Origin of the sequence: Anabaenopsis sp. FSS-46, assembly GCF_029891665.1 — a bacterium.
Classification (GTDB): domain Bacteria; phylum Cyanobacteriota; class Cyanobacteriia; order Cyanobacteriales; family Nostocaceae; genus Anabaenopsis; species Anabaenopsis arnoldii.
The window spans coordinates 1-17,953 of the sequence record NZ_JANQDG010000006.1; the positions used below are offsets into that span (position 1 = coordinate 1).

The 17,953-nt window shown below is 40.8% G+C and carries 13 protein-coding genes and 1 pseudogene; 8 read left to right on the forward strand and 6 right to left on the reverse strand.

The genetic code is table 11. The annotated features are described in order from the left end of the window. Window positions 1-33: 33 nt before the first annotated feature. Window positions 34-1,107 carry an RNA-guided endonuclease TnpB family protein gene (locus NWP21_RS00580; RefSeq protein ID WP_280791218.1) on the reverse strand — a complete coding sequence of 358 codons (1,074 nt, stop codon included), beginning with the start codon at window positions 1,105-1,107 and terminating at the stop codon, window positions 34-36. A gap of 215 nt (window positions 1,108-1,322) precedes the next feature. On the opposite strand from NWP21_RS00580, the gene NWP21_RS00585 reads away from it, so the two are divergent. The 3 genes from NWP21_RS00585 (at window position 1,323) to NWP21_RS00595 (ending at window position 3,127) form a co-directional block, all read left to right on the forward strand. Further along, window positions 1,323-1,790 (forward strand): hypothetical protein, encoded by a 468-nt coding sequence (locus tag NWP21_RS00585; RefSeq protein WP_271732153.1) that lies wholly within the window; start codon window positions 1,323-1,325, stop codon window positions 1,788-1,790. 367 nt (window positions 1,791-2,157) lie between these two features. After that, window positions 2,158-2,595, forward strand: a complete 438-nt coding sequence (locus NWP21_RS00590; RefSeq protein WP_280791219.1) for a hypothetical protein — start codon at window positions 2,158-2,160, stop codon at window positions 2,593-2,595. A 28-nt stretch (window positions 2,596-2,623) separates the two neighbouring features. Then, window positions 2,624-3,127, forward strand: a complete 504-nt coding sequence (locus tag NWP21_RS00595) for a hypothetical protein (RefSeq protein WP_280791220.1) — start codon at window positions 2,624-2,626, stop codon at window positions 3,125-3,127. Window positions 3,128-3,295: 168 nt separating this feature from the next. On the opposite strand, the gene rpe is transcribed toward NWP21_RS00595, so the two are convergent. Then, the gene (gene rpe, locus NWP21_RS00600) at window positions 3,296-4,003 is read right to left on the reverse strand and encodes a ribulose-phosphate 3-epimerase (RefSeq protein WP_271733423.1); all 708 of its coding nucleotides are present in this window, start codon (window positions 4,001-4,003) and stop codon (window positions 3,296-3,298) included. A 204-nt stretch (window positions 4,004-4,207) separates the two neighbouring features. Here rpe and NWP21_RS00605 point away from each other — a divergent pair, with 204 nt between their 5' ends. Further along, entirely contained in the window at window positions 4,208-5,818 is a 1,611-nt protein-coding gene (locus tag NWP21_RS00605; protein ID WP_280791221.1) for a S8 family serine peptidase, read from the forward strand. A 71-nt stretch (window positions 5,819-5,889) separates the two neighbouring features. On the opposite strand, the gene NWP21_RS00610 is transcribed toward NWP21_RS00605, so the two are convergent. After that, window positions 5,890-6,240 carry a type II toxin-antitoxin system PemK/MazF family toxin gene (locus tag NWP21_RS00610; protein ID WP_271733425.1) on the reverse strand — a complete coding sequence of 117 codons (351 nt, stop codon included), beginning with the start codon at window positions 6,238-6,240 and terminating at the stop codon, window positions 5,890-5,892. After that, window positions 6,215-6,439, reverse strand: a complete 225-nt coding sequence (locus NWP21_RS00615; RefSeq protein ID WP_271733426.1) for a CopG family transcriptional regulator — start codon at window positions 6,437-6,439, stop codon at window positions 6,215-6,217. Before NWP21_RS00615 ends, NWP21_RS00610 begins: the two co-directional genes overlap by 26 nt. A 393-nt stretch (window positions 6,440-6,832) precedes the next feature. Here NWP21_RS00615 and NWP21_RS00620 point away from each other — a divergent pair, with 393 nt between their 5' ends. The 3 genes from NWP21_RS00620 to tmk all read left to right on the forward strand — a co-directional run bounded on the left by NWP21_RS00620 (window position 6,833) and on the right by tmk (window position 13,854). Further along, entirely contained in the window at window positions 6,833-9,571 is a 2,739-nt protein-coding gene (locus NWP21_RS00620; protein ID WP_280791222.1) for a DNA methyltransferase, read from the forward strand. A 95-nt stretch (window positions 9,572-9,666) separates the two neighbouring features. Continuing rightward, the gene (locus NWP21_RS00625; protein WP_280791223.1) at window positions 9,667-12,792 is read left to right on the forward strand and encodes a DEAD/DEAH box helicase family protein; all 3,126 of its coding nucleotides are present in this window, start codon (window positions 9,667-9,669) and stop codon (window positions 12,790-12,792) included. Window positions 12,793-13,212: 420 nt separating this feature from the next. Continuing rightward, window positions 13,213-13,854, forward strand: coding sequence for a dTMP kinase (tmk, locus tag NWP21_RS00630; protein ID WP_271732855.1), 642 nt, complete (start codon window positions 13,213-13,215; stop codon window positions 13,852-13,854). On the opposite strand, the gene dacB is transcribed toward tmk, so the two are convergent. Next, window positions 13,851-15,314 (reverse strand): D-alanyl-D-alanine carboxypeptidase/D-alanyl-D-alanine-endopeptidase, encoded by a 1,464-nt coding sequence (gene dacB / locus NWP21_RS00635; RefSeq protein WP_280791224.1) that lies wholly within the window; start codon window positions 15,312-15,314, stop codon window positions 13,851-13,853. The two genes, tmk and dacB, sit on opposite strands and share 4 nt — an antisense overlap. Before the next feature lie 144 nt (window positions 15,315-15,458). After that, the gene (gene ilvB, locus NWP21_RS00640) at window positions 15,459-17,351 is read right to left on the reverse strand and encodes a biosynthetic-type acetolactate synthase large subunit (RefSeq protein WP_280791225.1); all 1,893 of its coding nucleotides are present in this window, start codon (window positions 17,349-17,351) and stop codon (window positions 15,459-15,461) included. A gap of 194 nt (window positions 17,352-17,545) precedes the next feature. Between ilvB and NWP21_RS00645 the strand changes: the two are divergent. Then, a pseudogene (locus NWP21_RS00645) lies at window positions 17,546-17,953 on the forward strand (hypothetical protein); the annotation flags it as partial.

Consider the following 17,953-nt stretch of genomic DNA (forward strand, 5'->3'; position numbering starts at 1 on the left):
GGAGCATGGGAGCGGTTATCCCTCAGTAAGCTTTCAAGGTTTAGCCAACCTCGATAAGTTAATTGCTGCGTTTAAATCCCTGTCCATTGAATGACCACAACTTCCACAGTTGTAAATTCTTTCTTTTAGTGGCATATCTTGAATATGCCCACAAGAACAGGTTTTGCTTGTGGGGTAAAATCTATCAGCAATTATAATTTCGCCACCAAACTTTTTGGCTTTGTATTCTAACTGGCGCTTAAATTCATAGAAACCACAATCAGCGATTACTTGAGCTAATTTGTGATTTGAAATCATCCCAGAAACGTTTAAATCTTCTACTACTATTTTTGCGTGGTTTTTGCATAAGAAAGTAGTGATTTGGTGAAGAGTATTTTTTCTAAGATTAGCTACTCTAGCGTGATGTTTAGCCAGTTTAATTTTAGCTTTGTATCGGTTATTAGAACCTTTGTTTTTGCGAGCAAACTTTCTAGATAATCTTTTCAGCTTTTTAAAATTAGCTTTGTAATGCTTAGGATTAGGAAACACTACCCCAGTAGAAAGTGTAGCTAGTTCCTTGACCCCTAAATCCACCCCTACAATCTCGTGCTGCTTATCTATTGCTTTGTGTTCTTGCTCGTAAGCGAAAGCAATGAACCAGCTATTAGCAGTTTTTGATATTGTGATTGATTTACAGGTTGTGTGTGGTAAGCCTTCATAAGTTTTTACCCATCCAATCGTCGGTAGCTTTATTGATTTGCCGCCTACTGCAATCGGCTTACCTCCAGCATCAATGGTAAACGCGTCGCGATGTCCTTTCTTTTTAAACTTAGGATATCCACCTTTACCGCCAAAGAATCTAGAGAAAGAGTCGCCTAAATGGTCGAAAGTATATTGAGTTATTTTCTGACAAATACCCTTTTCTTTAATCCACTCAAACTCAGGTTTAACATGATTATTAAAGAATTTCTTCAGAATATATTTGTTGGGCTTTAATCCATCTTTATAAAGATTATTCCAAGTCGCTAAACCCCAGTTATAAGTAAACCGCGCAATACCTGCGTGTTTATTCATTATTATTTCTTGGGTTTTACTCAGTTTCAACTTTGTTTTGATGGATAAAAGCATTGCTCGACCTCAACACTGTGTAATGTCTTGACTGACACCCCAATTTTCTTTCGACACTCATGAGGTTTAAACATAAATACACTTATAGGTTTGTAGATAAGTGTATAGGTTTGTCTATTTAATTGTCAACTAGGCTACTACTCTTGATGAGTAGGGAAAAATCATTTTTCCTTAATTATTGTAAAATCCAGTTAATAAACTAGAGGTATCCGTTTATGAGTATTAGTAGCACTGGGGAAGAAACCGATGCTCAACAACAGGATACCAAGCTTAAGGGAGAAAAGACAGTGGCAGTTGAAAATAAACAGGATAATAATTTGAATACGGATAACGTCGAAAAAGGCTCCGATGTACCAGCACACAAAGACGAAGGTAAACTGGCTATTGCGGGAGTACGCCCCATAGGAAGCAGTGATCTACAAATTGCTGGAACAGTTAAAATTTCTGGAATCCGTCCTATTGGCATCAGTACATTGGCTGTAGCTGATACAGTGAATATTATGGGTATTCGTCCCATCGCTGCTCAGACATTTCAAGTTGTTGACACCATCAACCTGTCTGGTATTCGTCCCATTGCTGCGAGTACATTAGTAATTGCCAATAATTACACTTCTTTTGGTAATCGTCCAACAGCATCAAATCTGATTGATGACGCCCCTGTGCTCATGGGTTTCCTAGATTAGTTCTCAAACTAATTGCAATTAACACCACTTTCCGGTTATTTGAGATAACCGGTTTTTTTTGTTTTTTTAATCTAGAAAAATCTTAAGGGATAAACTTACTTTTGTCCTCAATCTTTTTATACAGATATCTAATATAACCTATGGCAGAAGATAGTAGTCGAAACTTGCAACTAGATTATAAAGATAATTAAAAATACTTGGCAGTGTCATGGCGAATCCCAATGATTTTTAGTTGATTTTTTTAGTGTAATTTCAGTGGAATTTAAATAGAACCTAGAGCAATTTTTATGAGGGAGAATTATACCAGGGAGTTAATTAATCACTAATCACGGCTGCTTTGTCAATATTTGACTATTAGAGGTAAACAATGAATCTGCTGGAGCAGGGTCGCAAAATTGCGATCGCTTTCATATTAGTTTTAGTGTTAACAATAACTACCGCTTGCGGTGGCCCTACTGTCACAGAAACTGACCGCACTGCTACCCCACCTATTGGTAGTAACCAAACTTATGCACAGTTAGAAAGAGGTAATACCCCAACTGGACAAAGTTTTGGTGACTGGGTTGTACAAACATCTCAGGGATTAATTCAGGATGCTTATGTCAGAGATAATAATCAGCTTGGTGTAGTTATTTCCCCTCAAGTCAAACCCCAGGAAGTGCAACCTTTAGCAAAATCTTTAGTTCAAGGTTTTCGGAAAAACTTCCCCGATCAAAACTTAACTGTTTTTGTCTATAGCCCAGATAAACGCTTAATTTTGACCACACAGTATAACAGGGCGACCAATCAAATTCAGTATAGCTAATTGAATCATTAAATCAGGAGTAAGTCAGGTGACAAGTAGCGAAGATTACAGAAAACAAATTCTCAAAGATTTGTCTGAAGGAAATGTAGAATCTCTTGATGATGTTTCCTATGATAACTTTGATGATTTTGCCCAGCGGACTACACCTAACCAACGTCGTCAGCTGTTGGGTAAATCTGTCAATACCCAAACAATCCCTTCTAGCCAAATGGAGCCAGAATTACAACAGGCGATCGCCCAAATCAAACCCAATGAACGGGATGATGTCGCTAGAGAGTTTTTTAAAGAATTTAAATCCAGAGGTTTAGACGACAAACGGTTAGAACAACAGTTAAATCTTTCCACTCGTAACCCTAACCGCATGACTGCTGATGATGTGAGTAAAATTGCATCCTTCGCCTATCACAACCACCCTGATATTTTCCGCGACGTGTTAGCCGAACAACCGGCTATTATGAAGTTTCTTAGTAATCCCATTGTCGCCGGACTCATTGGTATTGCTGCGGCTAAGTGGTTGGGTGGTCGCAAATAATATAGCATTTACCATGCTCGTGAGGTACAATTTTTTTTAGTTTGAGGGAACACCGGAACAGGGAACAGGGAATAGGGAATAGGGAATTGGTGTGTACTTCATGAGCCTGAAAAAGGCAATAAAATCTCCCAAATTCAATTCGGGAGATGTAATTCACATCAGGTAAACTTAAACCTTTGCCAATTGTGGCTCAGGACGCTTACTGTTACGAATAGATGACACAGCTTCGGCGTAATCACTGGCTTTAAATACAGCTGAACCAGCCACAATAGCATTGGCTCCCGCTTCCAAAACTTGCCAAGTATTATTAGCCTTCAGTCCCCCATCTACCTCAATCCAGGGGTCAAGACCACGTTCATCACAAATTTGGCGCAATTTGCGAATTTTAGGTAATACAGTGGGGATAAAGCTTTGACCACCAAAGCCGGGGTTAACGCTCATGATTAGTACCAAATCACACAGGTCTAGAACATTTTCAATTAGCTCTAGAGGCGTTCCTGGGTTCAGTACAACTCCTGCTTGCTTCCCTAGTTCTCTGATTTGTCCCAAAGTCCGGTGCAGATGGGGCGAAGCATTATGCTCACAATGTACAGAAATAATATCAGCCCCTGCTTTGGCAAAATCTTCCACATATTTCTCCGGTTCCACAATCATCAAGTGGACATCCAGGGGTTTGGTTGTTACCGGGCGAATCGCCTCCACAACCAGAGGACCTATGGTAATGTTAGGTACAAAGCGACCGTCCATGACATCAACATGAATCCAATCGGCGCCAGCAGCATCTACAGCCCTAATTTCGTCGCCCAGACGACTAAAATCGGCTGATAAGATGGATGGAGATATCACAATGGGCTTTTGAGATGGTTTTTGGGTCATGGTTCGTGGGTTTGAAAGCGTTCTCTTCTGTAAGCATTTTAACAAAATTTGACCAAATGCTTATAGATTAATTTCGTTCCATGCTGTGAATTCTGGACTATAAATAATATATTCGACAATTACTAAACAGGGACGCTCAGAAAGGTTTATTGGGTTCAATAGTCACAAAGAGTTAATCAGCATTAAGTTAATCAGTATTAAACAATGGGCAGAAAACTAAGGTGGATGATTTGGGGACTGAGTGCTTCTTTTGTGAGTGCGCCTGTACTGGCTTCAGCTTTACAAAGCACTTTAAGCTCTCATGGCATTGATGCCCTGAAATTACATAAACCTCCTTATAATCTACTTGGGCGCAAAATTGCTATTGGTCAGGTTGAAATTGGACGTCCTGGTATATTTGGCTGGGATAAAGCCGTGTCTGAAAATTCTGCCATATCATTAGCAGGAGTATTTTTACGCGATTCCCCAGCGAAGTCTAACACTGGTGTTGACTCCCACGCCTACAATGTTGCGGGGGTAATGGTTAGTCAAGACAAAGCTCTACCAGGAGTAGCGCCACAGGCGCAATTATATTCTTCTGGGGTGGGTTCCACTAGAAATATGGGACAGCCAGAACAGTGCTTAACAGCACAACACATCGCCCAGCAAAATGGCCAGGATGTCCGCGCTATTAATTTTAGTTTTGGTGAACCTCTAGCCCGTGATCCCCGTCCTGATGCTGTTTTAGATGGTAACGCCTTACTAACTTTATGTCTTGACTGGTCTAGTCGTGTTCATAATGTTTTGTATGCCATCGCCGGTAATCAAGGCAGAGGAGGAATTTCTATTCCTACAGATAACTTTAATGGGATTAACGTTGCCTTTTCATCTGCCAGGGGGGGTATTTTTAATAAGGTTGATGTTTCCAATCTGGTAGCTGGTAACCAGGGATCTAGCAATCGGTTAGCTGGTAAGGAGTTTAATATTGATGGTCGTGCTTCTATCGGTTTGGTAGCTCCGGGAAGCAATATTCCCATCTTGAATCCAGATGGTAGGTTAAATAAGGTTACAGGTACAAGTTTTGCGGCTCCCCAGGTAACAGCTAGTGTAGCTTTGTTGCAGGAATTGGGTGACCGACAAATACGCGCAAAAAAATCTAATTGGACTATTGATGCTCGCCGTCACGAGGTTATGAAGGCTGTATTATTAAATTCAGCCGATAAAATTCAAGACCAGGGTAATGGCTTACATCTGGGTATGACTCGGACTCTGATTGATAAACAAAATCAAAATTGGCTGGATTCCGACGCTTATGATGATCCTCAAATTCCTTTAGATCCTCAAATGGGAACCGGTCATTTAAATACTTTTCGCGCTTATCAGCAATTTAGCGCCGGTCAATGGCCACCATCAAGTACAGTACCTGCTGTTGGTTGGGATTATGGCTCTGTGGATGGGGGATATACTGTTGATTACCCACTGGGAAAACCTTTAAGACAAGGCAGCTTTGTGAGTATTACTCTGAGTTGGAATCGCTTGGTGGAACTCAATGATACTAATAAAAACAATAAATATGATGTGGGTGAAAGTTTTCGCGATCGCGGTTTGAATAACCTTGACCTCTATTTAATCCCAGGGGATGGTGCAAAAAATCTCAATGCTGGTGTTATTTGTGCCTCAGTCAGTGAAATTGACAGTGTAGAGCATATTTTTTGCCCAGTTCCCACTACTGGTAATTATAAAATCCGTGTCCACTTTCGTGAACGGTTCCATCAAGCCACCCAACCCTATGGTTTAGCTTGGTGGACTGTTCCCACATCTCACCCCCGGAAATAGGGAAACTGGTAATTTTCTGCGATAGCTTCCCTATCGCCTCTTTCAATCAGCAAAGTCAATGTGACTATCTGCTACTCAAGAGCTAAGTGTAACTTCATAGCATCATTGACCAAATCCATCGACTCTCTATCCAAACATTTTACCACATCTCCTGAAATCCGCTGTTTAGAAATTGTCCGAATTTGTTGCACTTGCACCTTAAAAGATTCAGATAGACCGCAATCTATTTGACCTAATAAAACCTCAAAAAGATGTAAACGATTGGTATTAGATTTAATCGGTAAAATCGTTACCGTGGTAGAAGCATTATTATTAATATCATTGCTAACAACGAGTACAAGACTGCGTTTATCCACATCTGACCCCTGTGTGGGACTAAGATTTGCAAAGTATATTTCACCACGTTTCATCACTAAGTCCATCTCCTACGGTTAAATCCCATTCTAGATCCACTTCCTCCCCTGCTGCTCGGTAACCTCGGTCTAATTCTTGAGAACGCAATAGCTTTATAGCTAATTGAATTACGTGTGAACGAGATTTACAGTATTTAGTTAATTTGTAATTTTCCACAAACTCCACTAAATAAGATGGTAAATAAACGGAAATTGTTTTAGTTTGCATTGTACTTGATTCTTTTACGTCAATTATATACCGATTCCCCATCACCCCTCCCCCCCTCCCCCCCTCACCCCTAAATCTATCTAAAGATAGATGTAAAGGTTTTTAAAGTAAACATTATTGCCACAGTGCAAAAATGTTAGTATGATACAAAAGTTGAAATTACTGGATAAAATCCCAAAATATCTAAAAATTGCTCACTTTCATCGTCAAAAAATTACGTATAAAATACAACAAAATATAATTTACTTATATCCAAGGAATAGATCCTCACCTATATCATTTAGGCTTGATGACGGTAAATGATATGAGCGGTATGGAGTAAAGATTTATTAAATAAGTAACTACCTCAATAGTAACAGTTACTGTTATAACACATTGCTCTTAGTATTTATTATGCCCAAACAGCAACAAAGCGGGAAATCAAAAGAAGCTAAAACTTACGCTCACTCTCATGAGCATCCTTTAAGGCCAGATATTGGTACTGAGTCTCACTTTCAGAAAAAAAAGCCACCAGTAACCTATCGCTATGATTCCTCTTTGTCACCTTCCTTGGAATGGGATGATAACCCCACTAGAGAACAAGCAGAAGCAGAAATAAATACTATTAGTAATTACTTAACTGAACTTTCAGTACAGTTAGAGAAGTTAAATCATATTGAATCTAGTTTAGATCCTGAAGGTAAAAAAACAGTCAAAGAAATCAAAGAACAGCTGACACAACAACTATATAAAGCTCAAGAGTCATTGGATAAACTCAAATCCATGAGTCAACCTTTCCTCAACTGGACTGGTAAAGCTGAACGGTTATCTTTTGATGTACCAACATTACCTTTATTTATCCATGAACGTATATCAACCAGAGCAATTATTGAAACCCTGAGAACTCATAAAATAGGTACTAACAATTTACCTTTATTTGATTTATTCAGTGACCCCCAATGGTCTATTACTGACCAAATCCTCAAAGCCTATGAATATCAGGGGGACTGGGTAAACCGGATGATTTTAGGTGACTCCCTAATAGTAATGAACTCACTATTACAGTATGAGGGTTTGGGGGGTCAAGTACAGATGATTTATATGGACCCGCCCTATGGTATCAAGTTTGGTAGCAATTTTCAGCCTTTTGTCAGAAAGCGGGATGTTAAACATAATGATGATGATGACTTCACCCGTGAACCGGAAATGGTTCAAGCTTATCGCGATACCTGGGAATTAGGGTTACATAGTTACTTGACTTATTTAAGAGATAGGTTGTTATTGGCTAGGGAGTTGTTGACTGATAGCGGTAGTATTTTTGTCCAGATTAGTGATGAGAATGTCCATCATGTCAGGGAATTGATGGATGAGGTTTTTGGGAGAGAGAATTTTTTTAGTTTGATTACTGTTAGAAAGCTGACTCCTTTAGGTACTGGTGGAATGGCTAATATATCAGATTTCATATTATGGTATTCAAAAAACAAAAATAATATCAAATTTATTCCAATATATGATAAAAAACAAAAAGGATCTGAGTCTAGATACGATTGGGTAGAACTTCCTGATGGAACAAGACGTAAACTTTCTAAAGAAGAATTATTAAACTTAGACGATTTACCCTCTGATTGGAAATTATTTGTCCCACAAAGTTTACTGTCATCAGGATATACAGAAACTTGCACTTTTAGCTTTCCTTTTCAAGGAAACACCATTCCTGCTCAAAAAAGAAGTTGGCGAACTAATCAAAAGGGAATGCAGCTATTAGTCAAAAAAAATAGATTAATTAGAATGGGAAACTTACCATATTATGTTGCTTACTATGAAGATAACCCATTAATGACTATGGGTAATATTTGGACAGATTCAGGTTCAGCAAGTACATCTTATGAAAAAATATATGTAGTTCAAACAGCAACAAAGACTATCCAACGCTGTCTCCTCATGACCACCGACCCCGGTGACCTTGTACTAGATCCCACCTGCGGAAGCGGTACTACTGCTTACGTCGCTGAACAATGGGGACGACGGTGGATAACCTGTGATGTAAGTCGTGTACCCCTAGCTTTAGCTCGTCAACGTCTCCTAACTGCAACCTTCCCCTGGTATCAACTCCAAGATGGTAATTCACCCGCAGGGGGGTTTATCTACAAACGCAAACGGAACACTAAAGGCGAAGAAATTGGGGGAATTGTCCCACATATCACCCTCAAGAGTATTGCTAATAATGAACCACCTCAAGAAGAAATTTTAGTTGACCGTCCCGAAGAAGATAAAAACACCGTGCGGGTCTCCAGTCCCTTTACCCTTGAGGGAACTATCCCCCCACCAGCGGATATGGAAGATCAGGGAGTACCAGCAACAGAAGCAGGGGAAACTAATACTACAGCTTGTTTTACTGACCGGATGTTAGAGGTGTTGCGTAGGTCTCCAAAACTCCATTTACCAGATAATAAAACTGTTACCTTTACCAGTGTTAGACAACCAGCTAGAAGTCAAAATCTCTCTGCTGAAGCAATGGTAGATGATAAACCAGTAGCTTTTTTGTTTGGACCGGAAAACGGCGCAATTTCAGAAAGAGCGGTATTTGAATCAGCAAAAGAAGCCCAACTCAAGAATTACAGTCATTTTTATGTAATTGGGTTTGCTATCAGTCCCAACGCTCGTCAATTAGTAGAAAATTGTCAAGCAGCAATAGGTATACCCGCAACCTATATTCAAGCTACACCAGATTTACTGATGGGTGACCTACTCAAAAATATGAGAAGTTCCCAAATATTTAGCGTCTGCGGTTTACCAGAAATTGAAATTACACAAAATCAGGAGGGTAAATACCAAGTGGAATTATTAGGGTTAGATGTCTTTGACCCTATCACCATGGATGTTAACCACCAGCAAGGTAAGAATATACCAGCGTGGTTTTTAGATACAAATTACAATGGTTTATGTTTCTATGTCCGTCAAGCATTTTTCCCCCGGACAAGTGCGTGGGATAGCATCAAGAAAGGCTTAAAAGGTAGTTATGAAGATTCTGTTTGGGAACACCTAGCAGGAACTACCAGCGCACCTTTTGCAGCTGGGGAACATAAACAAATTGCGGTAAAAGTGATTGATGACCGTGGTAATGAGTTATTGGTAGTGCGAGAGTTAAAATAATTGGAATAACAGCAAGAATCATGAAAATTTTTCTTTACCCTGTCCCCTGTTCCTAAAACTAAAAAAACTAACACGATCCTTGGGATGTTAAATTCATGTCCTCTGAAGTCAATGAACCAATTCTCAATTCTCCCTTTGATGAACCATTACGCTACTGGTTTATCAGAGAAGGTGAAGAACCCCAGTTAAAACAAGGCCGTCGCCCTGCTATTGTTTACCCTCCCCGTGAAGGTGATATAGATTGGAATTTAGGAAAAGTTCTTAAGCCTTCCCCTGCTGATGAATTTGCTCCTGGTTTTGAAATGGTCTTAGTTAATCAAATTAGGACAAGGGTTAAAAATTGGAGACAGCAACGCTACCCAGGAGTTACCCGCACCACCTTAGAACTATTAGAGTATTGGAACAGAGACGGAAGGGAAAAAAGGTTATTCTTCGCCCAAAAGGAAGCGGTAGAAACTCTCATTTTTTTGAGAGAAGCAAGGGCTGATTTTCTTCAAGGTATTTATATACCCTTAGATGAACCCATTGACACCGCACTCAAAGCCTTTACCCGTTATGCTTGTAAAATGGCCACTGGTTCAGGTAAAACTACCGTCATGGGAATGTTAGCAGCTTGGTCAATTCTCAATAAAGTTAATTATCGCTCTGATTCCCGCTTTTCAGATATTATCTTGATAGTTTGTCCTAACGTCACCATCAAGGCCAGACTTCAGGAATTAAACCCCAACAACGCAGAAGCTAGCCTATATCGCACCCGTGACCTTGTACCATCTAACCTGATGGATAAACTCAGACAAGGTAAGGTTTTAGTCACTAATTGGCATATCTTTGAAAAGCGATCGCCTAGTACATCTGGAGATGATGCAGCAAAAGTGGTTAAAGTAGGTGTACCCACAATTACTACAGAGACTATTAAAATTGCCACAAAAAACGAAACAGCTAGGGGCGCAAGATACCTAACTTTAGAAAGTTTACAACAACAAATTGCTATTGGTCAACTAGAAGTAATTGAAGAAAATAAAGATAAACAAGGTAATGTGATTTCTGTTAAAGTTAAAGCTACTCGGTATTTAGAAAGTGATGTAGCTTGGATTAAACGAATTTTAACCGATGCCATTGGCAATAAAAGTAATATTTTGGTATTTAATGATGAAGCCCATCATGCTTATAGAATTGTCCCAGATCAAAAGGACAATGATGGGGAAGATGAAGCGGTTGAATATGAAGATAAAGAAGCCACTATTTGGGTTGAAGGTTTAGACCGTATTCATAAATATCGGGGGATTAATTTTTGTGTAGATTTATCTGCTACACCTTATTATCTCAAATCCGCTCGCCAAGATGGTAATAAACCATTTCCATGGGTAGTCAGTGATTTTAGTTTAATGGATGCTATTGAGTCCGGCCTAGTTAAAATTCCTCAATTACCCATTAGAGATACTACAGGAGCAGAAGTTTCAGATTTAGCATATTTCAACATCTGGAAATGGATTATGCAAAAAATAACCACATCAGAACGTGAGAAGAAAGGCGCAGATCCTAAAGCCGAAGCAGTTTTAAAATATGCTCAACATCCTATGGCAATTTTAGCGGGACAATGGGAAGAAATACGCCAAGAATGGGCAGAAAGTGACGACCCTAGACCCCCTGTCTTTATTATTGTTTGCAAAAATACTAAAATAGCTAAGTGTATTTATGAATGGATAGCAGAGAATCAACAACCCGTTAACGTTTCACCCTGTAGGATTGAATCTTTAAGGAATACAGATACACAAATTAATACAATTCGTGTTGATTCTAAAGTGGTTGAAGAACTAGACTCTGGAAACACCAAATCTGATGAATCTAAATGGATGCGGTTTACCTTAGATACCATTGGTAAAATAGCATGGCCAAAGGACAGTCAAGGTAGAAACATTTATCCAGAAAATTTCCCAGAATTAGCTACTAAATTAAACCGTCCTCTACATCCGCCAGGTCGTGATATTCGTTGCATCATCTCAGTAGGTATGCTCACGGAAGGATGGGATACTAACACAGTCACTCATGTGATTGGGATTCGTCCTTTTATGTCCCAACTTCTCTGTGAACAAGTAGTTGGGAGAGCATTAAGAAGACGTAACTATGATTTAACTGAGGATAACAAATTCGCTGAAGAAACAGCAAAAATATTTGGCGTCCCCTTTGAAGTCATTCCTTTTAAAGAAAACCCATTAGGCGCAAAGCGAAAACCAGAAAAACGTCACCACGTTTATGCAATAGCTAGTAAGTCACAGTACAGAATCGAATTTCCTAAAGTCAAAGGTTACACCCAAGCTATTCGCAATCAGGTAACTGTAGATTGGGATGTAATCGCCAAGCTGGAAATTAACCCATTTAAGATAGCGCCAGAAGTACAAGTTAAAGCCAATATTCCCAACAATCAAGGGAGATCAAGTTTAACCGGACCAGGGAAACTTCAAGGTATGAACCTCAACCCATACCGCAAAGATAAAAGGTTACAAGAATTAGTCTTTGATTTAGCTAGAGATTTAAGTGTAACCTACGCCAAGTCAGATAAATGTGAAGCTCCTCCCCATATACTATTTCCCCAATTACGGAGAATTTGCGATCGCTACATATCGGAAAAAGTAGAACTGGTTCCCCCAGCAGATAAATTAGATGTTTTTGTTTCTCCTTACTATGGTTGGTTAATAGAGAAATTAACAGAAGCTATTCATCCCGACACCGGCGCAGGGGAAGCTCCGGAGGTTCCAATTTATGAAGCACATCGGGGGAATGGTTCAACAGATGACGTTAACTTCTGGACAAGTAAACCAGTGCGAGAGGTAATTAACTCTCATATTAACTATGTTGTTGCAGATACTTGGCAATGGGAACAAACAGCAGCATATATTATCGATACCCATCCCGCTGTAGGGGCTTTTGTCAAAAACGCCAGCTTAGGCTTTGCAATTCCCTATTTTGATAATGGAGAAGACCACGATTATATTCCCGACTTCATCATCAGGTTTAAAACACCAACATTGAGTTATTTTATTCTGGAAACAAAAGGATGGGACCCACTGCGAGATGTTAAGAAAGCAGCAGCCATGAGATGGTGTCATGCTGTTAATGCCGATGGTAAATATGGTTATTGGCAGTATGCTATGACTGGATTAAACAATGTAAAACAGTTGATTGATGAAGCTGTTGCAAATGTATCTGCACAAGCTAGCTAAGATGTATTTTCTTTTTAGAGAACAGGGAACGGGGAACGGGGGGTAAAACAATATTTGATACACTGGATATGAGATGTTATCTGCGATACCACTGCTTTAATTTACAGGGGTGTGGGTGATCAGGTTAACAAAGTTTTATCAAGAAAATGTTGCATTTTATCCTAGAAGAGTTACTATTAATATAGTGCAAGGAGTGGTACCAATTCGCTCAAGGTTTGTTCCAAGTAATCCTGGAAATGCTCGGCTTACAGTAGCATTGCAGTCTTTTAGTTAGGTATCAAACAAGTCGAATGGTATTAACTTTGACAAAAAGGCAACTGCTAGCAGTTGCCTTTTTGTGTGTAAAAAATTTAGGCAAAACTTTCCTGGTCCCTTGTCAGTTAGCCTTGGTCTCCAGTATTTTAAACTGATATAAAAACTATGACTGGTAAATTAATTATATTTGAAGGAGTAGAAGGCTGCGGCAAAACTAGCCAGATGCAGCTTTGCGCCCAATGGTTGGAGAGTCTGGGTATTCCTGTACTCATGACTCGTGAACCGGGGGGAACCGAGTTAGGCCTACATCTGCGCCGGATTTTACTCAAAAACCCAGAAAATCTACCCATCTCTCAGGTAACTGAATTATTATTATATGCCGCCGATCGCTCCCAACACGTTGCACAAGAACTTAAACCACATCTAGCAGCAGGAAAATATATACTGTGCGATCGCTACACCCACTCTACCACTGCCTACCAAGGTTATGGTCGGGGTTTAAACATCAACTTAATTAATCAACTCAACCATATTGCCACAGATGGTTTAGTAAGTGACTTAACCATCTGGCTAGATGTTGATGTGGAAGTGGGACTAGCTCGTAAACAAGCAGCAACGGGGGGACTAGACCGCATTGAGCAAGAAACAATAGCCTTTCATCAGCGTGTTCAGCAAGGATACGCAGATTTAGCCGCACTCTATCCCTCTGAAATTGTCCGGGTAGATGGTAGTTTAACCCCAGAAGCAGTGCAACAAGTAATTCAGAAAATATTACACCAAAGGCTGCAACTGTTAAATTGCACTTAACAAGGCTGTAACTGTGTTAATAAAAGGACAATTTCATCTATGGATTGGCGGACAACTCTAGCCGGTTGTTCATAATGATTGACAATAATACTAAAAGCCAAAGGCTGATAATTCGGACTATTCACATATCCTGATAGGGACACCACCCCAGTCATTGTACCTGTTTTTGCCTGGACAATTCCCACAGCGGGAGTGTCCCGCAGGCGATTTCTTAAAGTACCGCTCACCCCCGCTACAGGTAGGGAAGCGCGAAATATTCCTGCTAGTGGTGATTTGTCCATGGCCTGTAAAGTCTGCACCAAGGCTTGGGGACTAATTAAGTTTTTGCGCGATAATCCAGAAGCATCTACTAGTATATAACTACTAGGGTCTACTCCTAACTGAGTTAAACTATTCTTGACAACTGTTAAACCTGCATCGGCCGTAGTTTGATTATTTTCTCCCGGTTGTTTAATTGCTAAAGACCTGAGTAACGCTTCAGCATACAAGTTATTACTATTGACATTTGTCTCTATTAATAGTTCAGACAAGGGGGGAGACTCCACTGCTGCTAGTTCCTTTTGGTTTTGACTACCAGTACTGTGAGATATATCTTGTACAAAAATTCCTTCCTTAACCAAAGTCTGGCGGAAGTGACGCAGGAAATGCTCGACGGGATTAAAAACGGCGATCGCCCTGATGTTAGGGGTGGAATTTACAGCCATCTGTCCTTGAATGTGCAATACTGGACCGTGTAAGCTGCGGCTGACTCTGAGAAATCCCGATTCATTTTTTTGAGTAGTCACAGAATTATTTTCTACTCGCCACACAAATGCATCCGCTGGTTCATTCCACTTCAGTTGTAATGGTTTACCGACGGTTTGGGGCGAAACTTGAAATACAGAAGCATTTTGATTGAGAATTAAACTGCTGACTGGTGCGCCATAATCAGCTGCTAAGTCTTCCCATTCCCAACTGGGATTGACAATATCCCCTTGAAAATAACTATCATCAGCAATCAACTGGTTGACTTGAGTAATACCCTGCTGGCGTAACTGCTGGGCTAATTTCTGCAACTGGGGAATCTTTAAACTGGGGTCTCCCCTACCGAAGACACGCAAAACACCCTCCCCATCTTCATAAACGGAGGTACGAATACGAAAATTACCACCTAACTCTTGTAATGCGGCCGCTGTTATCAGTAATTTGGTGTTGGAGGCTGGGGTAAAGTATTTCTCACCATCTCGCTGATAAAGTGTTTGTTGATCAGCCATATTTTTCACGATAATTCCCCACCGCACCCGGCTAAATTCAGGCCTGTTGGTTATGGTTTCTACCTCTGACTGGAGTTGGGTAGAACAAATTGTTTTCCCCGTGGGTGTGGTTGATGTTTGTATCTGTGCTTTGGCTGTTTGGGGGGTAATGGCAATTTGGCTACTCAGAAATAACAGCAGCAAGCCAATGGTAATTTTTTTAGACATAAATAAATGTAACTTGTAATTCTTAAGTTTCTGTGACAAAAAAGCAGAGGATTGGTTCCTCTGCGTATAAATACCGTTAATTTTCCCTTTCCCCTAATATTAGGTTATGTGGATGGTCAAACCTCTGTAGTGCAGTCCTGCTCCTTATAATTTGGTTCCACATTCGGAGCAGAACTTATGAGTGGGGTGATTTGTTGTCCCGCAATTGCTACAAGTAATTGGTTCTACTCTGGCTTTGGCTGGTTGCATAGGTAAACCAATCATTTGAGCGTTGCTTTTCCCAGGGGCTACCATTGGGTAGCAGTTTTCATCTCTGGTGACTTGGACATCAACCACCACCGGGCCATCATGTGCCAGCATTTCGGCGATCGCATCTTTTAATTGATCACGACTACGAATTACCATGCCCTTAATCCCATAGGCTTTTGTCAAATACTCAATATCCGGCATTCCTACTTCCATATTAGAGCATGAGTAGCGCTCACCATAAAAGGCTTGTTGCCACTGGCGCACCATTCCCTGCCAACCGTTATTTAAAATAACTGTCTTGACATTAATCCCGTATTGTGCTAGCGTCCCCAGTTCTTGTAAACACATCTGAAAACTAGCATCACCACTAATACAGATAACTTCCTCATCTGGAAATGCGACCTTTGCACCCATGGCCGCCGGGACTCCAAAACCCATAGTTCCCAACCCCGCGCTAGAAATCCAGCGTCTGGGTCCATTCTTGAGGAATTGCGCCGCCCACATTTGATGTTGACCTACATCTGTAGTGTAAAAAGCGTTGGGGGCTTGGCGACCAATTTCTACAATTACCTCTTGGGGGGAAATACTATCGGGATGCTGAGGTACTTGTAAGGGGTAGTCTTGTCGCCAACGGTTAATTAAATTTAACCATTCTTGGTTTTTATGTGGTATTTGCTTGATTCCCCCTTCCTGACAGCGACGCAACAGGTCTACCAACACATGGCGCACATCCCCCACGATTGGCACTTCCGGGACTCTATTTTTACCTACTTCTGCCGGGTCGATGTCGATGTGAATTACTTTGGCATGGGAAGCAAATTCATCCAATTTACCTGTAACACGGTCGTCAAATCTAGCACCAACGCAGATTAATAAATCGCAATCTGTCACTGCAAAGTTAGCGTAAGCTGTACCGTGCATCCCTAACATTCCCACAGACAGGGGATGATGTTCATCGAATGCACCGATACCCATTAAGGTTGTAGTCACCGGGATATTAAATAGTTCGGCTAGTTCCTTAACTTCTGCGTGTGCGTTAGATGCGATCGCCCCACCACCCACATATAATAAAGGGCGGTGACTGTTACGAATTAACTGAATTGCGGCGTTGATTTGTCTGGGATTCCCCTTAACCGTAGGACGATAGCCGCGTAATTTCAGACTTCCCGGTTCCACTGGTACATAGTCACATTCTTCTAAAGCCACATCTTTAGGCACATCAATCAAAACAGGACCCGGTCGTCCCGTGCTAGCGATGTGGAACGCTTCCGCCACAATTCGCGCCATGTTTTTCGGGTCACGCACTACATAGGAGTGTTTGACTATTGGTAGGGTAATTCCATAAATATCGGTTTCTTGAAATGCATCCGTACCAATAGCAGCCCGTGGCACTTGTCCTGTAACTACAATCATGGGAATCGAGTCCATATAGGCTGTAGCAATGCCTGTGACTAAATTCGTTGCCCCAGGTCCAGAAGTGCCAAAGCATACTCCCACCTTTCCAGTAGCACGGGCATAGCCATCGGCAGCGTGGGCGGCACCTTGTTCGTGTCGTACTAAAATGTGCTTAATAGCACCAGTGGATTCTACTTTGTAAAGGTCATCGTAAATTGGGAGGATTGCCCCACCAGGATAACCAAAAATGTATTCAACTTCATGGCGCAAAAGACTGTCAAGCAGTGCAAAACCACCAGTTACACGCTTGGGCGCGACGACTGGCGATTGACCAGACTGATTGTGATTTTCGGTTTGTGGGAGACTAGTTAAGGATGGCAAGCGCACGGTCACGGTCAAACCTCAGACGATAGCTAAGTTAACGCGTAAATTCTGTATTTAGTATTCCATTTTAATGTAAAACTTGAATTTAAACTGTCCAGAAAAAGATAAAGTTTGACATATAGCAAGAATTCCTGACATTAAACCACCGGTGAACACCACTTTTAACTAAAAATATCATAAAATATCATAGCCATATATTACCCATGTCCTTTGACAATCTCTGCAAGCTGCTATCAGAAAAACACCCGCAAAGGTTCGCCAGTTGGGTATTAGGGACACAGCAAGGGGATGTGACAGTTCTCAAAACCGAATTAAGCATAGAACCCATCCGCGCCGATTATGTCACCTTTTTACAACTGCAAGGCAGGATTTTACATTTAGAATTTCAAACCTTAGAATCCACACCACCCCTACCACTACGAATGTTAGACTATTGGGTAAGGTTGTATCGCTTGTATCGTTTACCAGTGACACAAGTGGTAGTATTACTGCTTCCTCCCCAAGATGAGGGTGAAATTACTACAGCCTTTAACGTGGAAACTACCCGTCATGAATATCGTCTAATTCGGATGTGGGAACAAAACCCAGAAATCTTTCTCCAAGACCCTGCA

Excerpts from the sequence above, each read along its gene's own strand:
- NWP21_RS00580 (WP_280791218.1), bottom strand. The coding sequence starts at position 1,107 with ATGCTTTTATCCATCAAAACAAAGTTGAAACTGAGTAAAACCCAAGAA.
- NWP21_RS00585 (WP_271732153.1), top strand. The coding sequence starts at position 1,323 with ATGAGTATTAGTAGCACTGGGGAAGAAACCGATGCTCAACAACAGGAT.
- NWP21_RS00590 (WP_280791219.1), top strand. The coding sequence starts at position 2,158 with ATGAATCTGCTGGAGCAGGGTCGCAAAATTGCGATCGCTTTCATATTA.
- rpe (WP_271733423.1), bottom strand. The coding sequence starts at position 4,003 with ATGACCCAAAAACCATCTCAAAAGCCCATTGTGATATCTCCATCCATC.
- NWP21_RS00605 (WP_280791221.1), top strand. The coding sequence starts at position 4,208 with ATGGGCAGAAAACTAAGGTGGATGATTTGGGGACTGAGTGCTTCTTTT.
- NWP21_RS00610 (WP_271733425.1), bottom strand. The coding sequence starts at position 6,240 with ATGGACTTAGTGATGAAACGTGGTGAAATATACTTTGCAAATCTTAGT.
- NWP21_RS00615 (WP_271733426.1), bottom strand. The coding sequence starts at position 6,439 with ATGCAAACTAAAACAATTTCCGTTTATTTACCATCTTATTTAGTGGAG.
- NWP21_RS00620 (WP_280791222.1), top strand. The coding sequence starts at position 6,833 with ATGCCCAAACAGCAACAAAGCGGGAAATCAAAAGAAGCTAAAACTTAC.
- NWP21_RS00625 (WP_280791223.1), top strand. The coding sequence starts at position 9,667 with ATGTCCTCTGAAGTCAATGAACCAATTCTCAATTCTCCCTTTGATGAA.
- tmk (WP_271732855.1), top strand. The coding sequence starts at position 13,213 with ATGACTGGTAAATTAATTATATTTGAAGGAGTAGAAGGCTGCGGCAAA.
- dacB (WP_280791224.1), bottom strand. The coding sequence starts at position 15,314 with ATGTCTAAAAAAATTACCATTGGCTTGCTGCTGTTATTTCTGAGTAGC.